General features: G+C 66.0%; 16 protein-coding genes. 5 read left to right on the forward strand and 11 right to left on the reverse strand.

Annotated features, from left to right (window positions below; genetic code table 11):
- Positions 1 to 79: 79 nt before the first annotated feature.
- From HUV48_RS00780 to tsaD, 8 genes are all read right to left on the reverse strand, one after another.
- The gene (locus tag HUV48_RS00780; protein ID WP_176265876.1) at positions 80 to 1,264 is read right to left on the reverse strand and encodes an acyl-CoA dehydrogenase; all 1,185 of its coding nucleotides are present in this window, start codon (positions 1,262 to 1,264) and stop codon (positions 80 to 82) included.
- A gap of 26 nt (positions 1,265 to 1,290) precedes the next feature.
- Positions 1,291 to 1,743, reverse strand: coding sequence for a lasso peptide biosynthesis B2 protein (locus HUV48_RS00785; protein ID WP_176265877.1), 453 nt, complete (start codon positions 1,741 to 1,743; stop codon positions 1,291 to 1,293).
- Entirely contained in the window at positions 1,740 to 2,108 is a 369-nt protein-coding gene (locus tag HUV48_RS00790; RefSeq protein WP_176265878.1) for a response regulator, read from the reverse strand. Before HUV48_RS00790 ends, HUV48_RS00785 begins: the two co-directional genes overlap by 4 nt.
- A gap of 90 nt (positions 2,109 to 2,198) precedes the next feature.
- Positions 2,199 to 2,876: a helix-hairpin-helix domain-containing protein gene (locus tag HUV48_RS00795; protein ID WP_176265879.1), complete on the reverse strand. Its 678-nt coding sequence runs from the start codon at positions 2,874 to 2,876 to the stop codon at positions 2,199 to 2,201.
- Between the two features lie 150 nt (positions 2,877 to 3,026).
- Positions 3,027 to 3,767 (reverse strand): OmpA family protein, encoded by a 741-nt coding sequence (locus tag HUV48_RS00800; protein ID WP_176265880.1) that lies wholly within the window; start codon positions 3,765 to 3,767, stop codon positions 3,027 to 3,029.
- A gap of 95 nt (positions 3,768 to 3,862) precedes the next feature.
- Positions 3,863 to 5,401 (reverse strand): lipopolysaccharide biosynthesis protein, encoded by a 1,539-nt coding sequence (locus HUV48_RS00805; protein WP_176265881.1) that lies wholly within the window; start codon positions 5,399 to 5,401, stop codon positions 3,863 to 3,865.
- The gene (locus tag HUV48_RS00810) at positions 5,398 to 6,393 is read right to left on the reverse strand and encodes an NAD(P)H-dependent glycerol-3-phosphate dehydrogenase (RefSeq protein WP_176265882.1); all 996 of its coding nucleotides are present in this window, start codon (positions 6,391 to 6,393) and stop codon (positions 5,398 to 5,400) included. The genes HUV48_RS00805 and HUV48_RS00810 overlap by 4 nt, the downstream gene beginning before the upstream one ends.
- Positions 6,390 to 7,424 (reverse strand): tRNA (adenosine(37)-N6)-threonylcarbamoyltransferase complex transferase subunit TsaD, encoded by a 1,035-nt coding sequence (gene tsaD / locus HUV48_RS00815; RefSeq protein WP_176265883.1) that lies wholly within the window; start codon positions 7,422 to 7,424, stop codon positions 6,390 to 6,392. The genes HUV48_RS00810 and tsaD overlap by 4 nt, the downstream gene beginning before the upstream one ends.
- Before the next feature lie 45 nt (positions 7,425 to 7,469).
- Between tsaD and hemC the strand changes: the two genes are divergently transcribed.
- The 3 genes from hemC to HUV48_RS00830 are packed head-to-tail and all read left to right on the forward strand — an operon-like array spanning position 7,470 to position 10,109.
- Entirely contained in the window at positions 7,470 to 8,429 is a 960-nt protein-coding gene (gene hemC, locus HUV48_RS00820; RefSeq protein WP_176265884.1) for a hydroxymethylbilane synthase, read from the forward strand.
- Positions 8,426 to 9,118: a uroporphyrinogen-III synthase gene (locus tag HUV48_RS00825; protein WP_176265885.1), complete on the forward strand. Its 693-nt coding sequence runs from the start codon at positions 8,426 to 8,428 to the stop codon at positions 9,116 to 9,118. Before hemC ends, HUV48_RS00825 begins: the two co-directional genes overlap by 4 nt.
- Before the next feature lie 43 nt (positions 9,119 to 9,161).
- Positions 9,162 to 10,109 (forward strand): hypothetical protein, encoded by a 948-nt coding sequence (locus HUV48_RS00830; RefSeq protein ID WP_176265886.1) that lies wholly within the window; start codon positions 9,162 to 9,164, stop codon positions 10,107 to 10,109.
- A gap of 6 nt (positions 10,110 to 10,115) precedes the next feature.
- On the opposite strand, the gene HUV48_RS00835 is transcribed toward HUV48_RS00830, so the two are convergent.
- Positions 10,116 to 11,330 (reverse strand): FAD-dependent monooxygenase, encoded by a 1,215-nt coding sequence (locus tag HUV48_RS00835; RefSeq protein ID WP_176265887.1) that lies wholly within the window; start codon positions 11,328 to 11,330, stop codon positions 10,116 to 10,118.
- An 83-nt stretch (positions 11,331 to 11,413) separates the two neighbouring features.
- On the opposite strand from HUV48_RS00835, the gene HUV48_RS00840 reads away from it, so the two are divergent.
- Positions 11,414 to 13,486, forward strand: coding sequence for a protein-disulfide reductase DsbD family protein (locus HUV48_RS00840; RefSeq protein WP_176265888.1), 2,073 nt, complete (start codon positions 11,414 to 11,416; stop codon positions 13,484 to 13,486).
- Here HUV48_RS00840 and HUV48_RS00845 read toward each other — a convergent pair.
- Positions 13,404 to 14,036 (reverse strand): hypothetical protein, encoded by a 633-nt coding sequence (locus HUV48_RS00845; protein ID WP_176265889.1) that lies wholly within the window; start codon positions 14,034 to 14,036, stop codon positions 13,404 to 13,406. The genes HUV48_RS00840 and HUV48_RS00845 overlap by 83 nt on opposite strands.
- A complete protein-coding gene (gene uvrB, locus HUV48_RS00850; protein WP_176265890.1) occupies positions 14,033 to 16,219 on the reverse strand; it encodes an excinuclease ABC subunit UvrB in 2,187 nt (728 codons plus the stop codon). Before uvrB ends, HUV48_RS00845 begins: the two co-directional genes overlap by 4 nt.
- A gap of 124 nt (positions 16,220 to 16,343) precedes the next feature.
- On the opposite strand from uvrB, the gene HUV48_RS00855 reads away from it, so the two are divergent.
- Positions 16,344 to 16,901 (forward strand): DUF3617 domain-containing protein, encoded by a 558-nt coding sequence (locus HUV48_RS00855; RefSeq protein ID WP_176265891.1) that lies wholly within the window; start codon positions 16,344 to 16,346, stop codon positions 16,899 to 16,901.
- Positions 16,902 to 16,909: the final 8 nt, after the last annotated feature.

Raw genomic sequence — 16,909 nt, forward strand, 5'->3', positions numbered from 1 at the left:
AAGCGGGCGGGGGAGCGGTTCATGCCGCCCCCTTTACCGGACTGCCGTGCAGTAGGACATACGCCCCCACCTAGCTCACTCAAAACGCCGGAATGCCGGTGATCGCGCGGCCGAGAATGAGCGCGTGAACGTCGTGCGTGCCTTCATAAGTGTTCACCGTTTCGAGGTTCACCATGTGGCGGATGACGTGATATTCCTCGCTGATGCCGTTGCCGCCGTGCATGTCGCGCGCGGTGCGGGCGATGTCGAGCGCCTTGCCGACGTTGTTGCGCTTCACGATCGAAATCATTTCGGGCGCGAACTTGCCTTCGTCCATCAGCCGTCCGACGCGCAGGCTCGCCTGCAGGCCGAGCGCGATGTCGCTCATCATGTCGGCAAGCTTCTTCTGGAACAGCTGCTTCGAGGCGAGCGGCACGCCGAACTGCTCGCGGTCGAGGCCGTATTGCCGCGCCCCGTGATAGCAGAACTCGGCCGCGCCCATGCTGCCCCAGCTGATGCCGTAGCGCGCCCGGTTGAGGCAGCCGAACGGTCCCTTGAGGCCGCTGACGTCGGGTAGCAGCGCGTCCTTGCCGACCTTCACGTCTTCCATGACGATGCCGCCGGTGGTCGAGGCGCGCAGTGATAGCTTGCCTTCGATCTTGGGCGCGGAGAGGCCTTTCATGCCCTTTTCCAGCACGAAGCCGCGGATCGCGCCGTCATGTGCGGCGGACTTGGCCCAGACGACGAATACGTCGGCGAAGGGCGAGTTCGAAATCCAGGTCTTCGCGCCGTTCAGCACGTATCCGTCGCCGTCCGCCTTCGCCGTGGTCCGCATTCCGCCCGGATCGCTGCCGGCATCGGGTTCGGTCAGGCCGAAGCAGCCGATAAGTTCGCCGCTCGCGAGGCCCGGAAGGTATTTATTGCGCTGTTCTTCCGAGCCGTAGGCATGGATCGGGTACATCACGAGGCTCGACTGCACGCTCGCCATGCTGCGGTAGCCGCTGTCCACCCGCTCGATCTCGCGCGCGATCAGGCCATAGGCAACGTAGTTCGCGCCCGCGCCGCCGTATTCTTCAGGCACGGTCGCGCCGAGCAGGCCCGCCTGCCCCATCAGCGGGAACAGCTCGGGCGCATCGATTTCGTCGCGGTAGGCATCGGCGATCCGCGGCTGCAATTCGCCTTGGGCGAAGCTGTGCGCGGTGTCGCGGATCATCCGCTCTTCCTCGCTCAGCTGGTCTTCAAGGTTGAAGGGATCGTCCCACGCAAATCGTGCCATGCCGGCCATGTCGGTTCCTCTGATTATCTCGCGAATTAGTTACTTGTGTAACCAAATACCCGATATTCGCTGTCGTCGCAAACGCCGGTCACTTGCATACCCTCGTATTCGAGCCAAGCATGGAAGCGGTCTGCCTGCGATGGAGCACTGCGTGCGGCGATCTTCAACTCTGCGGTCACGCCGCGCCGGGCGAGCATCGCGCGCGCGGCGAGGGCTTGCGGCAGGCATTTCGTGCCGCCCGGAATATTGCGGCTGGCGCGCAGAACTGCGCGGCGGACCGCGGCGATTTCAAGCGGGGAAGCGCTGCTCGTTCGAGCGGCCGCCGGTGCCTTCATCCACCGCGCTGGCTTCGCAGTGCGCAGGCCTATTTCGTAATAGACGAGCCGTGCAGCCACTTCGAGCGTCAGCAGCCTCTCGGACCAGGAAAGGCCAGCGAGGGTTTGCAGCTTACGCGTAAGCGGTAATCGGGGCAGACGGGCAGAGATCACGCGATTTCGGTCGTGGCCAGCGCCTCCTGCACGCTTTCGATCACCCGCGCTGGCGGGCAGGGCTTCGCGAGCGCCTGCATCGTCGGGAAGCGCGCAGCCATTTCGTCCTCGGTCATTTGCCCGGAATGGAAGATGATCGGCACATTTTCGGCCATCAGTTTTTCGGCCAGCGGAAAGACGGTCCCGTCATCGAGCTGCACGTCGAGGATCGCGGCATCAGGCCGGTGTTTCTGAAAGGCGAGCATGGCGGAGGAAACGTCGCGGTGCGGCCCTTCGACCGTGTAACCCGCTTCTGCGACCGTGTTGCACAAATCGAAGCCGACGATCGGCTCGTCCTCTGCGATAAGGATCACCGGCTGCTTCATGTTCCCACCTTCTGTTCTGCTCGATTCGAAGGTTAACACGCAATTGCCCAGCGGCAAGCGCTTTCGAAAAGGCCCGGCGGGCGGCGGTAATCAGCTCGTGCGGCCGAATTTCGCCTCGAACCCTTCCGTGTCGCCTGCCGCGAGAAGGCGGGCCTGCTGCCGCCAGTCGTCGCGCTCTATCCGGCCCTCGAACCGGCCGAGCTGGCCGTCGATCCGCGCCACATCGGCATCGTCCCATGCCGCGATCTGCGCGAAAGAGGTGACGCCGAGCTCGTTCAGCCGCGCTTTCAGCTTGGGACCCACGCCCTTGATGCGCGACAGGTCGTCGGCCGCGCTGCTGGTCGCCGCACCCGCATTCTGCTTCTCGGCGTTGTCAGGATCGGGCTCGGGCTTCACCTGTTTCATCGCTTCGCGCATCGGAATGCCATCGCCCGTTTCGGCGTCGGTGCCGAGCGGCGAGGCGGCGGTGCTGTCGGCATTGGCCGCAGCGGAGGTCGCGCCTGGCGAGGCGGCCGTGCGCGAGGCTTCGGCGTCTTCACCGTCCGTTGCTGCAATCGACACGCCCGCGCCCTCGTCACCCACGGCCCGCGGCGAGTTGATGAGCGCTTCGTTGCGGGTGGTCTTCTGCGCGCCTTCGTCGAGCGGATCGGTGCTCGTTCCGGTGACGCGGGTGCGGCGCGTTGCGTGGAAGACGTACCACGCAATGGCCACGCCGATCAGGAAGGCGATCGTAATGAGCAGCCAGTATTCTTCGATCATCTGGACCATGATGTCTCTTTCTCCAGTTTGCGCAGGTCATGGGCTGCGCCGCCCCGTTCAATCTTCATCGCTACGCCCCCAGAAGGCCCAACCGATGCCGATGCCGGCGGCGTAGGCGGCCAGCGCGAGAACGATCAGTTCGAACCAGATGGGCATGTCCTAGCGCGGTCCCGGCGTATCGACGGGCGTGGGGACGACCGGCTGGGTGGAAATGACCGAGAACTCGATGCGGCGGTTGGCGGGATCGGTCGGGTCGAGCCCTTCGACCGGCTCCTGCGAGCCGTACCCGGCATAGCGCAGACCGTCACGCGGAATACCGCGGTCGATCAGCGCGTCGCGCACGGCCATCGCCCGCTCGCGCGACAGGTCGAGGTTCCCCTGTTCGGGTCCGCTGCTGTCGGTATGCCCGCTGATGGCGACGATCGCGCCGAGGCACGGGGCGAGGGCATCGGCAACTTCGTCGAGCAGTATCAGCGAGTTGCGGTCGATCCTTGCACTCGATTCCTCGAAGCGGATGCTCCGCGCGCGAAGCAGCGCCTGAACGTCGTCCTGGCAGTGATGCGGGCTGACGACTTCTTCGCTGCTGGCGGCGAACATGGTGCCGTCGGCCCAGTGGACACCGCCGACGCCGGGCAGTGCCGCAATGCCGCGCGCGACTTTCGCCCGTTTCGTTTCGGACAGGTCCTCGCCGCCCGACAGAAGCACGTGGCGGGCCGGGCTGCCGAAGCGGTCGGCGAAGTCGATCGTTACCCCCCGCGCGTCCGCATTCGCAGCCACGCTTTCCGCTTCGGCCTCGAGCTCGGCCACGAAAGCGGGACCGTACATTTGCGCCGTCACGTAAGCGGCACAGGCGACGAGCACGGCTCCTGCGATGAGGAAAAGAACGGGCGAGAAACGCATTACGAGCGTTCTCTAGGCAAACCGCGGCGAAGGCGAAAGAGGCAAAGGCTCCCTTTGCGGGTTTGCGGTTCGAAGTCCCCGGAGATCGGCAGCGGTTACTTCGGCGGCCGGTCGAGGGTGACCGACTTGTCCACGTCGCTCGCGTGGCTTTTGAAAAGCACGCGGTCTTCCGGCCCGAACCCCTTGCGCCAGATGACGAGGCCATAGGCGAGCAGGATTGCGGGAACGCCGAAGGCAAGCTCCGCCCATTCGGGCAGGTAGGTAACCGCGAAGCCGACCGCCACGGCGGGGGCGGCAGCGTATACGAGCGCCCAGCGCCAGTTGTTGACCCGGTGGCCGAGGATGCGGGAAAGCAGCTTCGCTTTCACCAGCGACGCAGTGCCGAGCGCGATCATCAGCGCAATCGCCGCTCCTGCCGCCTTGAACGGTTCGGGATAGCCGTAATGCTCGACCAGCAGCATCGCCGCGTAGGTCAGCGCCGCCTGAAACGCGATCGTGGCGAGCGAAATCCACAGATTCCGAACGCGCGCGACATAGACGAGTGCGGCTTCGGATACGACGGCGGTCGCGGCGACGACCTCGGCGGCAAGCAGGAAGGCAAGCGCGCCCGTGCCGCCGACGAACGCCGGTCCGACGAGTCCCATTACCGCCTCGCCCGGAATACCGAGCGCCAGCGCGATGCCAGCCTGCGCCGCCACGATCCAGAAGCCGACCTGGCACACCTGTTTCGCGATCGCCTCGTAATTCCTGATCTTGAGGTTCTTGGTAATGACCGGACCGAGGATCGGCTCGAAACTCGTCTTCAGCTTCTGCGGCAGGCTCGCGACCTGCTGCGCGACGTAATAGATACCGACCGCGCTCGGCGCGGCGAAAAAGCCGAGGATCAGGATGTCGATCCGCCGTGTACCCCATTCGACCGCGTCCGCGGTTGCGAGCGGCAGCGCGCGCCACGTCTGCCGCGCCAGCTTGCCCGGTTGCGGGCGCCAGGCGGTCGGCCGGCCGTAGCTCTTGAAGAACGGCCACAGCGCCGTCGCCAGGCCGGCGAAGATCGAGGCGATATAGGCGAGCGACAGCCCGGCGCCGGGAATGACGAAGTAGAGTGCGCCCGCCATCAGCGAGATCGTCCACGGCTCGACCACGGCGCGCGCGCGGACGGTCGTCGCGATGTCGTATTTATAGGCCTGCGCGGCGAGCACGATCTCGGTCAGCGCATAGGCCGGGATCGCGAGGACGAGCAGCTTGTCGAGATCGGAATATTCGCCGCTCGGGAACATCGGGGCAGGCACGAACCACAGGAATACCGCCGCGAGCGACGAGAACAGCAGCGCGAGCAGCATTCCGTCGAACACGAGGTTGGCGGGATGCTTGTCGTCCTCGCTCAGCCGCTGCGCGAGGCCGCGCTTCTCCCCCAGCGAGCAGATCAGCGCGATGAGTTCGACCACCACCAATGCGGAGGCGAAGCGGCCGAGCTCTTCGGCACCGTAAAGCCGTCCGGCGATGAACAGAAAGGGGATACGGGCGGCAAGGCGCAGCAGGAAGCCGAAGAAATTGGTGCGCCCCCCGCGCGCAAGCGCCGCGATGTCGCCATCCGGTTCGCTTCCGGCGGCGGCTGCGCCGGTCGGCGGAATGCTCATAACGCGGCTTCGCTCGTCAGTGGTCGGGCAAGCAGCTGCGCCACGATATCGCGCGGTTCCTTTCCGCCGAGCAGGGCGACGACGGCACGCACGATGGGCATGGAGATGCCTTTCTCCTGCGCGAGTTGCGCAAGGATCGGCGCGGTATGCGCGCCTTCCGCCACGGTGCGGCGGCCGTGCATGACTTCACCCAGGGACTGGCCTTCGCCGAGAGCCTTGCCGAGCGCGAAATTGCGGCTCGCGGTGCTGGTGCAGGTGAGGACGAGATCGCCCATGCCGCAGAGCCCCGCCAGCGTCTCGCGCGATGCACCGACCGCTTCGCCGAAGCGCAGCATCTCGGCATAGCCGCGCGCGATCAGGGAGGCGCGCGCGTTTTGGCCGAGCGCGAGGCCGTTCACCACGCCGCAGGCGATGGCGAGCACGTTCTTGACCGCGCCCGCGACCTCGGCGCCGATGACGTCGTCCGAGTAATAGGGCCGGAAGGTGGAGCGCGCGATGGCCGGGGCAAGGCGGTCCCACTGTTCCTCGCCGCCGCTGCAGGCGAGCGTGATCGCGGTCGGCAGCCCCGCGGCGACTTCATGTGCGAAGGTCGGACCGGACAGGACGGCGATGGCGCTGTCCGGAGCGGCGGCGCGCGCGACCTCGTTCATCATCCGCCCCGTTGCCGCCTCGATCCCCTTGCTGCACAGCACGAGATCGCGCGGGAAGGACGGCATTTGGGTAAGCACACTGCCCATGTGTTGCGCCGGGGTGACGACCAGCAGCGCGCAGCATTCGGACATCGCGGCGATGTCGCCGGTGGCGGTGATGGTTTCGTGGAGTTCGGCGTCGGGCAGGTAATGCTCGTTCCGGCGCTCCCTGTTGATGGTCTCGGCAAGATCTGCCGAGCGCGCCCATAGGCGCACGTCACGGCCGTCGCTCGCCAGCATGTTCGCGAGCGCGGTTCCCCACGCGCCGGCGCCGAGTACGCCAATCGGACCGCCGTCGCTCATGCCTTCACGCCCGCACCACGGACACTCTCGGCGTCGGGGTCGAGCGGCCAGCGGGGCCGGGCGGCAATGTCGAGCGGGTCGCTGTGGCCCAGCGCCAGGCGCTCGCATCCCGCCCAGGCGATCATCGCGGCATTGTCGGTGCAAAGTGCCGGGGGCGGGGCGGTGAAGCGCATCCCGCGGTTCGTTGCAAAGGTTTCGAGCGCGCCCCGGATCGCGGCATTGGAAGCCACGCCTCCCGCGACGACCAGCGTATCGGCCGGGGGCGCGCTTCCGATGGCTTTCGCCAGCCGGTCGAGGATGCAGTCGATCGCCGCCTGCTGGAAGCTTGCGGCAATATCCGCGTCCCGGTGCTCGCCGCTTTCCTTCGCGCGCAGCACCGCGCTCTTGAGACCAGCGAAGGAGAAATGCGGTTCCGCGCTGCCCTTGAGCGGGCGGGGCAGGGGAACGGCGGCGGCATCGCCTTCGCGCGCCAGTCGCTCGACCGCCGGACCGCCGGGAAAACCGAGGCCGAGAATCTTGGCGGTCTTGTCGAACGCCTCGCCCAGCGCATCGTCGATCGTTGTCGCGAGGCGCCGGTATTTCCCGACCCCCTCGACCGACAGGATCTGGCAATGCCCTCCTGATACGAGCAGCAGAAGGTAGGGAAACTCCACGCTCGCATCAGCAAGGCGCGGCGAGAGCGCATGCCCTTCGAGATGGTTGAGCGCCATCAGCGGCTTTCCGCTCGCCATGGCCAGTGCCTTTGCGCTCACCAGTCCGACCATCACGCCCCCGATGAGGCCCGGTCCGGCAGTCGCGGCAATGGCATCGCACTCGTCCAGCGACATCCCGGCATCCGCGAGGACCGCCTCGATCATGGGGGCGAGCCGCTCCGCATGGGCGCGGGCGGCAATCTCGGGAACGACACCGCCGTAGGGCGCGTGCGCTTCGTCCTGCGAAGCGATGTGCTGCGCGAGAATGGTCCTGTCAGTCGTGACCAGCGCCGCCGCGGTTTCATCGCAGCTGGATTCTATGCCAAGGACGATCCCCATGCGCCTTCCCCTGAACCAGATGCGCCGCTAGGGCAAGCATCCGCCATGACCGCTGACAACTCCCCCGATATCCGCCTTCGTCTCGGCACGCGCCGGTCTCCCCTTGCGATGGTGCAGGCCGAGGAAGCGCGCAGCCGCCTGTGCGCCGCGCACGGGTTGAGCGAGGAGGCGGTCGAACTCGTCCCCGTCATCGCCAGCGGCGACCGGATACAGGACCGCCCGCTTGCGGAAATCGGCGGCAAGGCGCTTTGGACCCGCGAACTCGACATCTGGCTGGCGGAAGGGAAGATCGACGCGGCGGTCCATTCGATGAAGGACGTCGAGACCATCCGCCCCGCTTCCCTCGCCATTGCGGCGATCCTGCCGCGCGCCGACAAGGCCGACCGGCTGCTGGGCGCCGCCTCGCTGGCAGAGATCCCTCCAGGCGCGACGATCGGCACCAGCGCACCGCGCCGGGCGGCGCAGCTTCTCCATCACCGTCCCGGCTGCAAGGTGGTGAGCCTGCGCGGCAATGTCGCGACCCGGATGGCGAAGCTCGCGAGCGGAGAGGTCGACGCGACCTTCCTAGCCGCTGCAGGCCTGTCGCGGCTGGGCGAAGAGGGCGTGGGAACCGCGCTCGACATAGAGGAATGGCTGCCCGCTCCGGCTCAGGGCGCGATCGGCCTCGAATGCCGCGCCGATGATAGGGAAACGCGTGCGCTTCTCGCCGCTATCGACCACGCGCCGAGCCACGCCGAACTGACGGCGGAGCGCGCATTGCTGCGCGGCCTCGGCGGCACGTGTCATTCGCCCATCGCTGCCGTCAGCCTGCCGCAGGCAGACGGAGGCTGGCTGATGAAAGCGAGCCTGTTCAGTCCCGACGGATCGCTGCGGGTGGACGGCGAATGCTTGTATGGCGTAGACGAGATGACCGCAGTCGATACGCTCGCCGCCGATCTGCTGGAGCGCGCACCCGCCACCATTGCAGTCCATTTCGGCCATCATCACGACAGCGCGGACGAATGAGCCTGCCGCTCGTCATCATTCGCGGCGAACCAAGCGCATCGAGAACGCTCGCGGCAGCGCGAGATGCGGGTATCGATGCGCGGGCATTTCCGCTGTTCGAAGCGCAAGCACTTCCATGGGAGCCGGCCGATCCGGCGCGCTACGATGCGCTGCTGATCGGAAGCGCGAATGCGGTGCGGCACGGCGGCAGCGCGCTTGCGGACCTGAAACGGCTGCCGGTTTATGCAGTCGGGCAGGCCACAGCTGCCGCCGCGCGCGAAGCCGGGTTCGATATTGCGCATGTCGGTAGCGGAGGCTTGCAGAACGTGCTCGACCGGCTGGGTAGCGAGCCGCCGCTGCGTCTGCTACGGTTGGCTGGCGAGAAGCACGTGCCGCTCACTCCGCCAGCACGCACGCGGATGGATACGCGCATCGTCTACCGGATCGACGACAAGCCGTTCCCGAGCGCGCTCACCGGTATGCTGAAAGACGGAGCGGTCGCGGCGCTGCATTCCGCCGAAGCGGCGCTCCATTTCCGCAGCGAATGCGAGCGCGCCGAGCTGGACCTCTCGCGCATCGCGCTTTTCGTCATCGGTCCGCGCGTCGCTGCTGCCGCCGGGCCGGGCTGGGCAAGCGTAAATTCAGCTTCCACCCCCGATGATACCGCGCTGCTGGCCTTGGCGCAGGGAATGTGCCAGACGGCAGCTTGATTACGTAATTGTTACATCCGGTGGGTCGCCGGACGGGAATTCGATGGACGCATATCACGACGAACCGGCCGCGCGGCGGTCCAAAAAGCCGCTGTTGCTCGCGCTGGGCGGGTCTTTCGCGCTGGGCATCGCGCTCGCCGGGTTCCTGTTCTACCAATACGATCAGAACCGCGACAACATCACCTTCGCCAATGTCGGCATGGGCGATGACAGCGAGGTCGAGCCGGAACCGGTCGCTTCGGTCGCAAACGGCGCGGCGCTGCCGTCGCCTTCGCCGTCAGCCACCCGGACTGCGGCCGCGGCAGAGCGCCGGCAGGCCGTGCAGGGCGAGCAGATCGAAGGGCTCGAGCAGCAGCAGGGCGGCATCGACCAGCGGCTGGCGGCAGCCGAGCAGCGGCTCGCGCGGCTCGATTTGCAGATGGAAGCCGCCTCCGGCAACGCCGCCCGCGCCGAGGGTCTGCTGATCGCCTTCGCCTCGCGCCGGGCCTTGCAGCGCGGCGAGCAGCTCAACTATCTCGCCGACCAACTGCGCGTACGCTTCGCCGACCGGCAGCCAAATGCGGTCAACACGCTGATCCAGTTTTCGCAGGATCCCGTAACGCTCGACGAACTGCTTGCCCGGCTGGAAGGGCTCGCGCCCGAGCTAGAACGGAGCAGCGACGAGCCTTCGTTCGAGCGGATCAAGCGCGAATTGTCCTCGCTGTTCGTCATCCGCCGCGACCAGACGCCGAGCCTGATGCCGCAGCGCCGTCTGCGCCGCGCGCGGCTGTTCCTGGAAAGCGGACGGGTCGAACCGGCGATCGAGGAAGTGCGCAAACTTCCCGGTGCGGAGCGCGCATCCGGCTGGATCAACGATGCCCAGCGTTACGCCGCGGCCTATCAGGCACTCGATCTGCTCGAAGCGACCGCGGTGCTCGATACGCGCGGCCTGCGCGACGGGCGCGGCAACCGCGTGCAGCAGCCGAGCCCGGCCGGCAACGAAGCCGAATAGCGCGCGCTACGCTTCGAGCAGTTCGGGCATGTCGCCGGTAACGCCTCGCGCTTCGTCCATGAACCAGTTCTTGAGCAGCGGCAGGCGCTGAACCCCGCCCATGCCGAAGCGGCGGATCGCCGAAGCTGCCGGACCGGGCAGCCCGAACAGGCGGGTCAGGCCGTCGGTGGCGAGCGCGACCATGAAGCTGTCGAGCCCGCGCCATTTCTCGTAGCGGTCCAGGAGCTGTGCATCGCCCGGATCGAGGCCGAGCCGCGCTCCTTCCGCGAGAACTTCGACCAGCGCTCCGACATCGCGGAGACCAAGGTTGAGGCCTTGTCCGGCGATCGGATGGATGCCGTGCGCTGCGTCGCCGACCAGCGCCAGGCGGCGGTCGGTGATGGTCGCGGTGTGGTGAAAGCCGAGCGGAAAGGACGAGCGCGGTCCGGCTGCGGTCAGATCGCCGAGGACCCGCCCCATGCGCTTTTCCGCCTCGGCAAGGAACGCGCGGTCGCTCAGCTTCAGCACGCCTGCCGCGTCCTCTTCCGAAACCGTCCAGACTAGCGCGCTGCGGTGCGTGCCGTCCTCATTGTCCTGCATCGGCAGCAGGGCGAAGGGGCCGGCGGGATAGAAGATTTCCCACGCCACGCCGCCGTGCGGTTTGGAATGCGTCAGACCGGCGATGATTGCGCGGTGCTCATATTGCCATTTGGCGACCGCGATGCCCGCATCCTCGCGTGTGGGCGAGCCGCGCCCTTCCGCGCCGATCATCAGGCTTGCCTCGAGCCGGGTTCCATCCGACAGTTCGGCAGCCACGCCATGCTCGCCGCGCGACCGGCTGACGATCTCCGACTTTGCGTGCCAGGCGATCGCCTCTTCCTTCTCTGCCGCTTCGAACAGTGCGAGGCGCAGCGTGCGGTTCGCGAACATCCGGCCGAGCGAACCCTCATGCGGCTGCGGCGTGAAGTCGATGCGCCCCGGCTTCATCTGGTCGGTGACGGCGATGCTGCTGATCGGCTGGCCGTATTGTTCCAGCCCATCGGCAAGGCCGATGTTCGTGAAGAGGTTCCAGCTTGCGGTGGAAATTGCGGATGCGCGCCCGTCGAAGCCCTCGGCCGTAAGCGCTTCGGGATCGGCGCGGTCGACGACGTGGCTGGTAAAGCCCTTGCGCGCGGCCGCCAGCGCCAGCGTCATGCCGACGAGCCCGCCGCCCAGGATTAGCAGATCGCGTTTGTCGTCCATGCGCCCGTTCGCTCCATCGCCGCAAGGATTGCGGCTGTCTTGCATCATTGTGAGTTCACCCGGCCCGCTCTAAAGCGCGCGCCATGATCGAGGCAAGGACATTAGCGGCGAGTGCGAGGCGGTGGGCTTTGTTCGTACTGTTCGTGTTCGCAGCCCTGTTCCAATTTCACGCCGCGAACGCGCAGGGCGAGCGGCCGAACAACATCCGTCTCGAACTGGTGGCCGAGGAGATGCCGAAGCCGGGCGAAACGGTGATGGTCGCGCTGCATTTCCAGCCGGTATCGGACGAATGGCACGGCTATTGGTCGAATCCCGGTGACGCGGGTGTGGGCATGATGCTCGACTGGGAATTGCCGCCCGGATGGGAAGCGGGCGAGCCGCAATATCCGGTTCCGAAGGTGCTGGAGATATCGGGGCTCATCAATCATGTTTACGAGGGCGATTACGCGGTCCTGGTGCCACTAAAGGTATCCTCGACATCGCTTGACCCCTCTTCAGCAACCGTGTCGGTCAAGGCCGACTACCTCGCCTGCACCGACCGGATTTGCGTGCCGGAAACCGCTTCGCCGACGTTGCAGTTCGACCGTGTGGCCGCACCAGAGCAGTTCGCCGGGTGGAGCGCGGCCATCGCGCCGCTGCTGGACAGCACCGCCCGGTTAGAGATGCGTGGCGGGAAGCTGCGCATCGCCATTCCGCTGCCCGAAGGACTGGCGCTGAACGATCCGCACGTGTTTCTCGCCGAGGACGGTGTGGTCGACTACGGCGTTACGCAGACGTTCGCTCGCGAGGGGGACGTTCTTGTCGCGGAACTGACGCTGCAGAATGATCCGGCGAGACCGGGTGCTCTCGGCGGCATTCTCTCCTTTGGTGGTGGCGAAGGCGTTCGGTTCACCGCGGAACGAGGCGAAGTCCCGACCGGCCTCGAACCTTTGCGCTCAAGCGGAACGGACGCGCCCCTGCTGCTGCTGATCCTCGGCGCGCTGGCGGGCGGCCTCATCCTCAACGTCATGCCCTGCGTGTTTCCGATCCTGAGCCTCAAAGCGATGTCGCTCGTCAAGGCAAGTGTCAGCGAAGGCGCGGCGCGCCAAGAGGGGCTTGCCTACACTGCGGGCGCTGTTCTGGCGTGCACCGCGCTCGGCGCGCTGCTGCTGATCCTGCGAGCGGGCGGGGAGCAGATCGGCTGGGCCTTCCAGTTGCAGGAGCCGGGCGTCGTCGCTGCCCTGCTGGTTCTCGCCGCAGTGCTCACCGCCAATTTCGCGGGCGTGTTCGAGCTTCCGACCTTGCCGATCCGGCGGGGCGGGGAGCCGCTCGGCGCATTCGTCACCGGCCTGCTCGCTGCCTTCGTCGCGACCCCCTGCACCGGGCCGTTCATGGCGGCGGCGCTTGGCGCGGCGCTGATCCTGCCGCCGCTGTCTGCGCTTGCGTTGTTCGCGGCGTTGGGTCTTGGACTGGCGCTACCGTTCCTGCTGCTCGGCTTCGTGCCGGCGCTGCGTAAGCGACTGCCGCGTCCGGGCCCGTGGATGGAGCGATTTCGCCACGCGATGGCGATCCCAATGGGCCTGACCGCTCTCGCGCTCGTTTGGCTGACCGTGCGTGTCGCCGGAAAGCCCTTCGCGCTGCTCGCCTTACTGCTGGTGGCTGGCGTGCTGCTGGCGCTCGCGGTTACGGGACGTTTGCAACGCGCAGGCAAGCTCGCCTGGCCCGCCTTCGGTCTGATTGCCGCGCCCTTTGCGGTCTTCGCCGCATTTGCTTTGCCCGCTGCGCTGGCGGCGCGTGCCGATAGCGAAAACGACCCCGGCATTCTCGCCGCGCAGCCATTCAGCGAAAGCGCGCTCGCCGAAGCGCGTGCTGCGAACGCGCCGGTGTTCGTTTATTTCACCGCCGACTGGTGCGTTTCGTGCAAAGTGAACGAAGCTGCGGCGATCGAGCGCGAAGCCACGCGCGAAGCCTTCGAGGAAGCGGGCGTCACGACCATTCGCGGCGACTGGACTCGCCGCGATCCGGAGATAACCCGCTTTCTGAGCGAGCAGGGAACCGCGGGGGTGCCGCTCTATTTGTGGTATCCCGCTGGCGCTAGCGAACCCGAGCGCCTGCCGCAGCTTCTGTCGCCTGACTTGCTGCCACGGTTGGCTCGACAGGCTTATCCGACCCGCTGACGGGTTCGGTTTCTTCCACCTCGTCCCGCTGGCATTCGTCGATGAGTTCGCCGACCATCGGGTTGGCGTTGAGCATGAGCGATCCGCCGCCGGGCACGGTTGCCTCGGTCGTGCGCGGACCGCGGAAGGCTTCGAGGTTGTAGTCGTTGGCGGGAACCTGTCCCTGCCAGTAGAAGCCTTGCCGCGCGGGTGTCGCATCGACCTTGTAGCGTCCGATATGGCCGTTGCCGATAATAGCGATCAGCGCCCTCGCGCCCTCGTCGGTCGGCGTGAAGCGGGTAAGCTCGATTGCCGAGCCGACATCGGTGCGCTTGCAGGCGAGGGCGAACAGCGGCGGCTCGCCTGGCTTGCCGAAGACGATCCGCTCGCCCTGTTTGGCCTTGGCCCAGATCGCATCTTCCACGTTAGGCGATTCGATCGGCTCGATCAGTTTGGACGCTTTGGCGGCGACCTCGCCGCGCTCCGCATAGCTGTCGGTCGCGGGGGGATTGCAGGAAGCGACAAGGAAAATCGGGACCGCCAAAGGCAGCAGCATTCGCAGAGGCGTCACCGTTTCCATTTCCTTTGCGTCTTGCCGTAGCGGGTCTTGCGCGTGCCCGGCTTGCCTTCGTTGCTGCGCCCGACAATCGGCGCTTTCTTCTCGCCTTCGGGCAGGCCGAGCTCGTCGTTTTCGAGCCGCCGGATTTCGTCGCGGAGCCGCCCGGCTTCCTCGAATTCGAGGTTGGCGGCGGCGTTGCGCATCCGCTTCTCGAGGTCCTCGATATAGCTGCGCAGATTGTGCCCGACGAGGTTGTTGCGCTCGTCATCCCCGGTATCGACCGTGACCCCGTCGCCCGCCGCCGAATGCGCCACGATATCGGCGATCTGACGCTTGATGGTTTGCGGCGTGATGCCGTGTTCTTCGTTGAACTGGCGCTGCTTTTCGCGCCGCCGCTCGGTTTCGGCCATGGCGCGTTCCATGCTGCCGGTGATCCGGTCGGCATAAAGAATGACCTTGCCGTCTACGTTACGTGCCGCGCGCCCGATCGTCTGGATGAGCGAGGTTTCGCTGCGCAGGAAGCCTTCCTTGTCCGCATCGAGAATGCAGACCAGTCCGCACTCGGGAATGTCGAGCCCTTCGCGCAGCAGGTTGATACCAACCAACACGTCGTAGACACCGAGCCGCAGGTCGCGGATAAGCTCGATGCGCTCGAGCGTTTCCACGTCGGAGTGCATGTAGCGCACCTTCACGCCCGCCTCGTGCATGAATTCGGTAAGGTCCTCAGCCATGCGCTTCGTCAGCGTAGTGACGAGCGTGCGGTAGCCCTTCTTGGCCGTCTCCTTGCACTCGTTGATGCAGTCCTGCACCTGATCCTCGACCGGGCGGATTTCGACCGGCGGATCGATGAGGCCGGTGGGCCGGATGACCTGCTCGGCAAAGACACCGCCGGTCTGTTCGAGCTCCCACCCGCCGGGCGTCGCCGAAACCGCGAAGGTCTGCGGCCTCATCGCGTCCCATTCGTTGAAGCGCAGCGGGCGGTTGTCGATACAGGACGGCAGGCGGAAGCCGTATTCGGCAAGCGTGATCTTGCGGCGGTGGTCGCCCTTCGACATTGCGCCGATCTGCGGAATCGTCTGGTGGCTCTCGTCGACGAACAGCAGCGCATTTTCGGGCAGGTATTCGAACAGCGTGGGCGGCGGTTCGCCCGGAAGCCGTCCGGTCAGGAAGCGCGAGTAATTCTCGATCCCCGCGCAACTACCGGTCGCCGCGATCATCTCGAGGTCGAAATTGGTGCGCTGCTCCAGCCGCTGGGCTTCGAGGAGCTGGCCCTCCGCGTGCAACTCCTTGAGCCGCTCTTCCAGCTCGAACTTGATGGCCTGCGTCGCCTGTTTCATCGTCGGACCGGGCGTAACGTAGTGCGAATTCGCATAAACGCGTACCCGGTCGAGCACCGAACCCTTCTTGCCCGTCAGCGGATCGAATTCGCTGATTTCCTCAATGTCGTCGCCGAAGAAGCTTATTCGCCAGGCGGTGTCTTCGAGGTGGCTCGGGAAGAGTTCGAGGTTGTCGCCGCGCACTCGGAAATTGCCGCGCGCGAAGGCGGCATCGTTGCGCTTGTACTGCAAAGCGACGAGCTTGCGAATGAGCTCGCGCTGATCGACCGTCTCACCCTTCTTGATGTCGAAGATCATCGCCGAGTAGGTCTCGACCGATCCGATGCCGTATAGGCAGGAAACCGAGGCCACGATGATGACGTCGTCGCGTTCGAGCAGTGCGCGCGTGGCCGAATGGCGCATCCGGTCGATCGCCTCGTTTACGCTCGATTCTTTCTCGATATAAGTGTCGGAGCGCGGCACGTAGGCTTCGGGCTGGTAGTAGTCGTAGTAGCTGACGAAATACTCAACCGCGTTGTTGGGGAAGAAGCTTTTGAACTCGCCGTATAGCTGCGCGGCGAGGATCTTGTTCGGCGCGAGGATCAGGGCGGGGCGCTGCAGTTCCTCGATCACCTTCGCCATTGTGAAGGTCTTGCCGCTACCGGTTACGCCGAGCAGCGTCTGCGTCTGTTCGCCTTCCAGGGCGGAAGCCACGAGTTCCTTGATCGCGCGCGGCTGATCGCCTGCCGGCATGTATTCGGACACAAGCTCGAAGCGCTTGCCGCCCATGCTCTTTTCGGGTCGGTCGGGCTTGTGCGGTACGAAATTGCCTGAAGTATCGGGCTCTTCCAGCCCGCGCCTGATTACGAGTTCCGCCATGCGCGGCTATATGGGCGTTTGCAGCCTGCCCCGCAATGGATACGCGCTAGCGCTGCGGCGGTGACAGGATTTGGCCCCGCTGCTAGCTGCCGCGCCGAATTACCCGCATTTTATGGAGAACACGATGCGCCTTTCCCTCATCACCCCTGCCGTTGCCGCGCTGGCGCTTGCCGCCTGCGGCGGGGGAGACGACAATTCGGTCGCGATGGAAAGCGAAGAAGGTCTTACGGCGCAGCAGCTCGAAGGGGCGAATGCGGCCATGGTGAAGCCGGAGCCGGGCCTGTACCGGGCCGAAGTCCAGCTGCTCGACGTCGACATCCCCGGACTTCCGCCGGAGCAGGTTGAGGCGATGAAGGGAATGTTCGCCGACCAGTCAAATACGGCGACGCAGTATTGCCTCACGCCGGAGCAAGCCGAGAAGGGGTTCGAGGAGCTCGCAAAAAGCTCGCAAAACACCGACTGCAAGGTGCAGAAATTCAACGCCGACGCGCGCGGTGTCATCGATGCGTCGATGACGTGCCGCAACGGGGAAGGCGAGGCGAAGATGGAGTTGAGCGGGCAGGGCACGCCGACCACGCTGAAACTCACGATGGAGATGAGCCAGGAGATGACGGCCGTCGGTCCGGCATCCATGACCATGCGCATCGATCAGGAGCGGATCGGAGAATGTCCGGCAGGCTGAGAAGCCGC

This window comes from Qipengyuania atrilutea (assembly GCF_013370205.1).
In the GTDB taxonomy this organism is placed as follows: domain Bacteria; phylum Pseudomonadota; class Alphaproteobacteria; order Sphingomonadales; family Sphingomonadaceae; genus Actirhodobacter; species Actirhodobacter atriluteus.

Bases quoted from the DNA above. Each gene is read 5' to 3' on its own strand.
- uvrB (WP_176265890.1), bottom strand. From the start codon at position 16,219: ATGGCGGAACTCGTAATCAGGCGCGGGCTGGAAGAGCCCGATACTTCA.
- HUV48_RS00810 (WP_176265882.1), bottom strand. From the start codon at position 6,393: ATGAGCGACGGCGGTCCGATTGGCGTACTCGGCGCCGGCGCGTGGGGA.
- HUV48_RS00790 (WP_176265878.1), bottom strand. From the start codon at position 2,108: ATGAAGCAGCCGGTGATCCTTATCGCAGAGGACGAGCCGATCGTCGGC.
- HUV48_RS00780 (WP_176265876.1), bottom strand. From the start codon at position 1,264: ATGGCCGGCATGGCACGATTTGCGTGGGACGATCCCTTCAACCTTGAA.
- tsaD (WP_176265883.1), bottom strand. From the start codon at position 7,424: ATGGGGATCGTCCTTGGCATAGAATCCAGCTGCGATGAAACCGCGGCG.
- hemC (WP_176265884.1), top strand. From the start codon at position 7,470: ATGACCGCTGACAACTCCCCCGATATCCGCCTTCGTCTCGGCACGCGC.
- HUV48_RS00800 (WP_176265880.1), bottom strand. From the start codon at position 3,767: ATGCGTTTCTCGCCCGTTCTTTTCCTCATCGCAGGAGCCGTGCTCGTC.
- HUV48_RS00795 (WP_176265879.1), bottom strand. From the start codon at position 2,876: ATGGTCCAGATGATCGAAGAATACTGGCTGCTCATTACGATCGCCTTC.
- HUV48_RS00840 (WP_176265888.1), top strand. From the start codon at position 11,414: ATGATCGAGGCAAGGACATTAGCGGCGAGTGCGAGGCGGTGGGCTTTG.
- HUV48_RS00825 (WP_176265885.1), top strand. From the start codon at position 8,426: ATGAGCCTGCCGCTCGTCATCATTCGCGGCGAACCAAGCGCATCGAGA.
- HUV48_RS00805 (WP_176265881.1), bottom strand. From the start codon at position 5,401: ATGAGCATTCCGCCGACCGGCGCAGCCGCCGCCGGAAGCGAACCGGAT.
- HUV48_RS00830 (WP_176265886.1), top strand. From the start codon at position 9,162: ATGGACGCATATCACGACGAACCGGCCGCGCGGCGGTCCAAAAAGCCG.
- HUV48_RS00835 (WP_176265887.1), bottom strand. From the start codon at position 11,330: ATGGACGACAAACGCGATCTGCTAATCCTGGGCGGCGGGCTCGTCGGC.
- HUV48_RS00855 (WP_176265891.1), top strand. From the start codon at position 16,344: ATGCGCCTTTCCCTCATCACCCCTGCCGTTGCCGCGCTGGCGCTTGCC.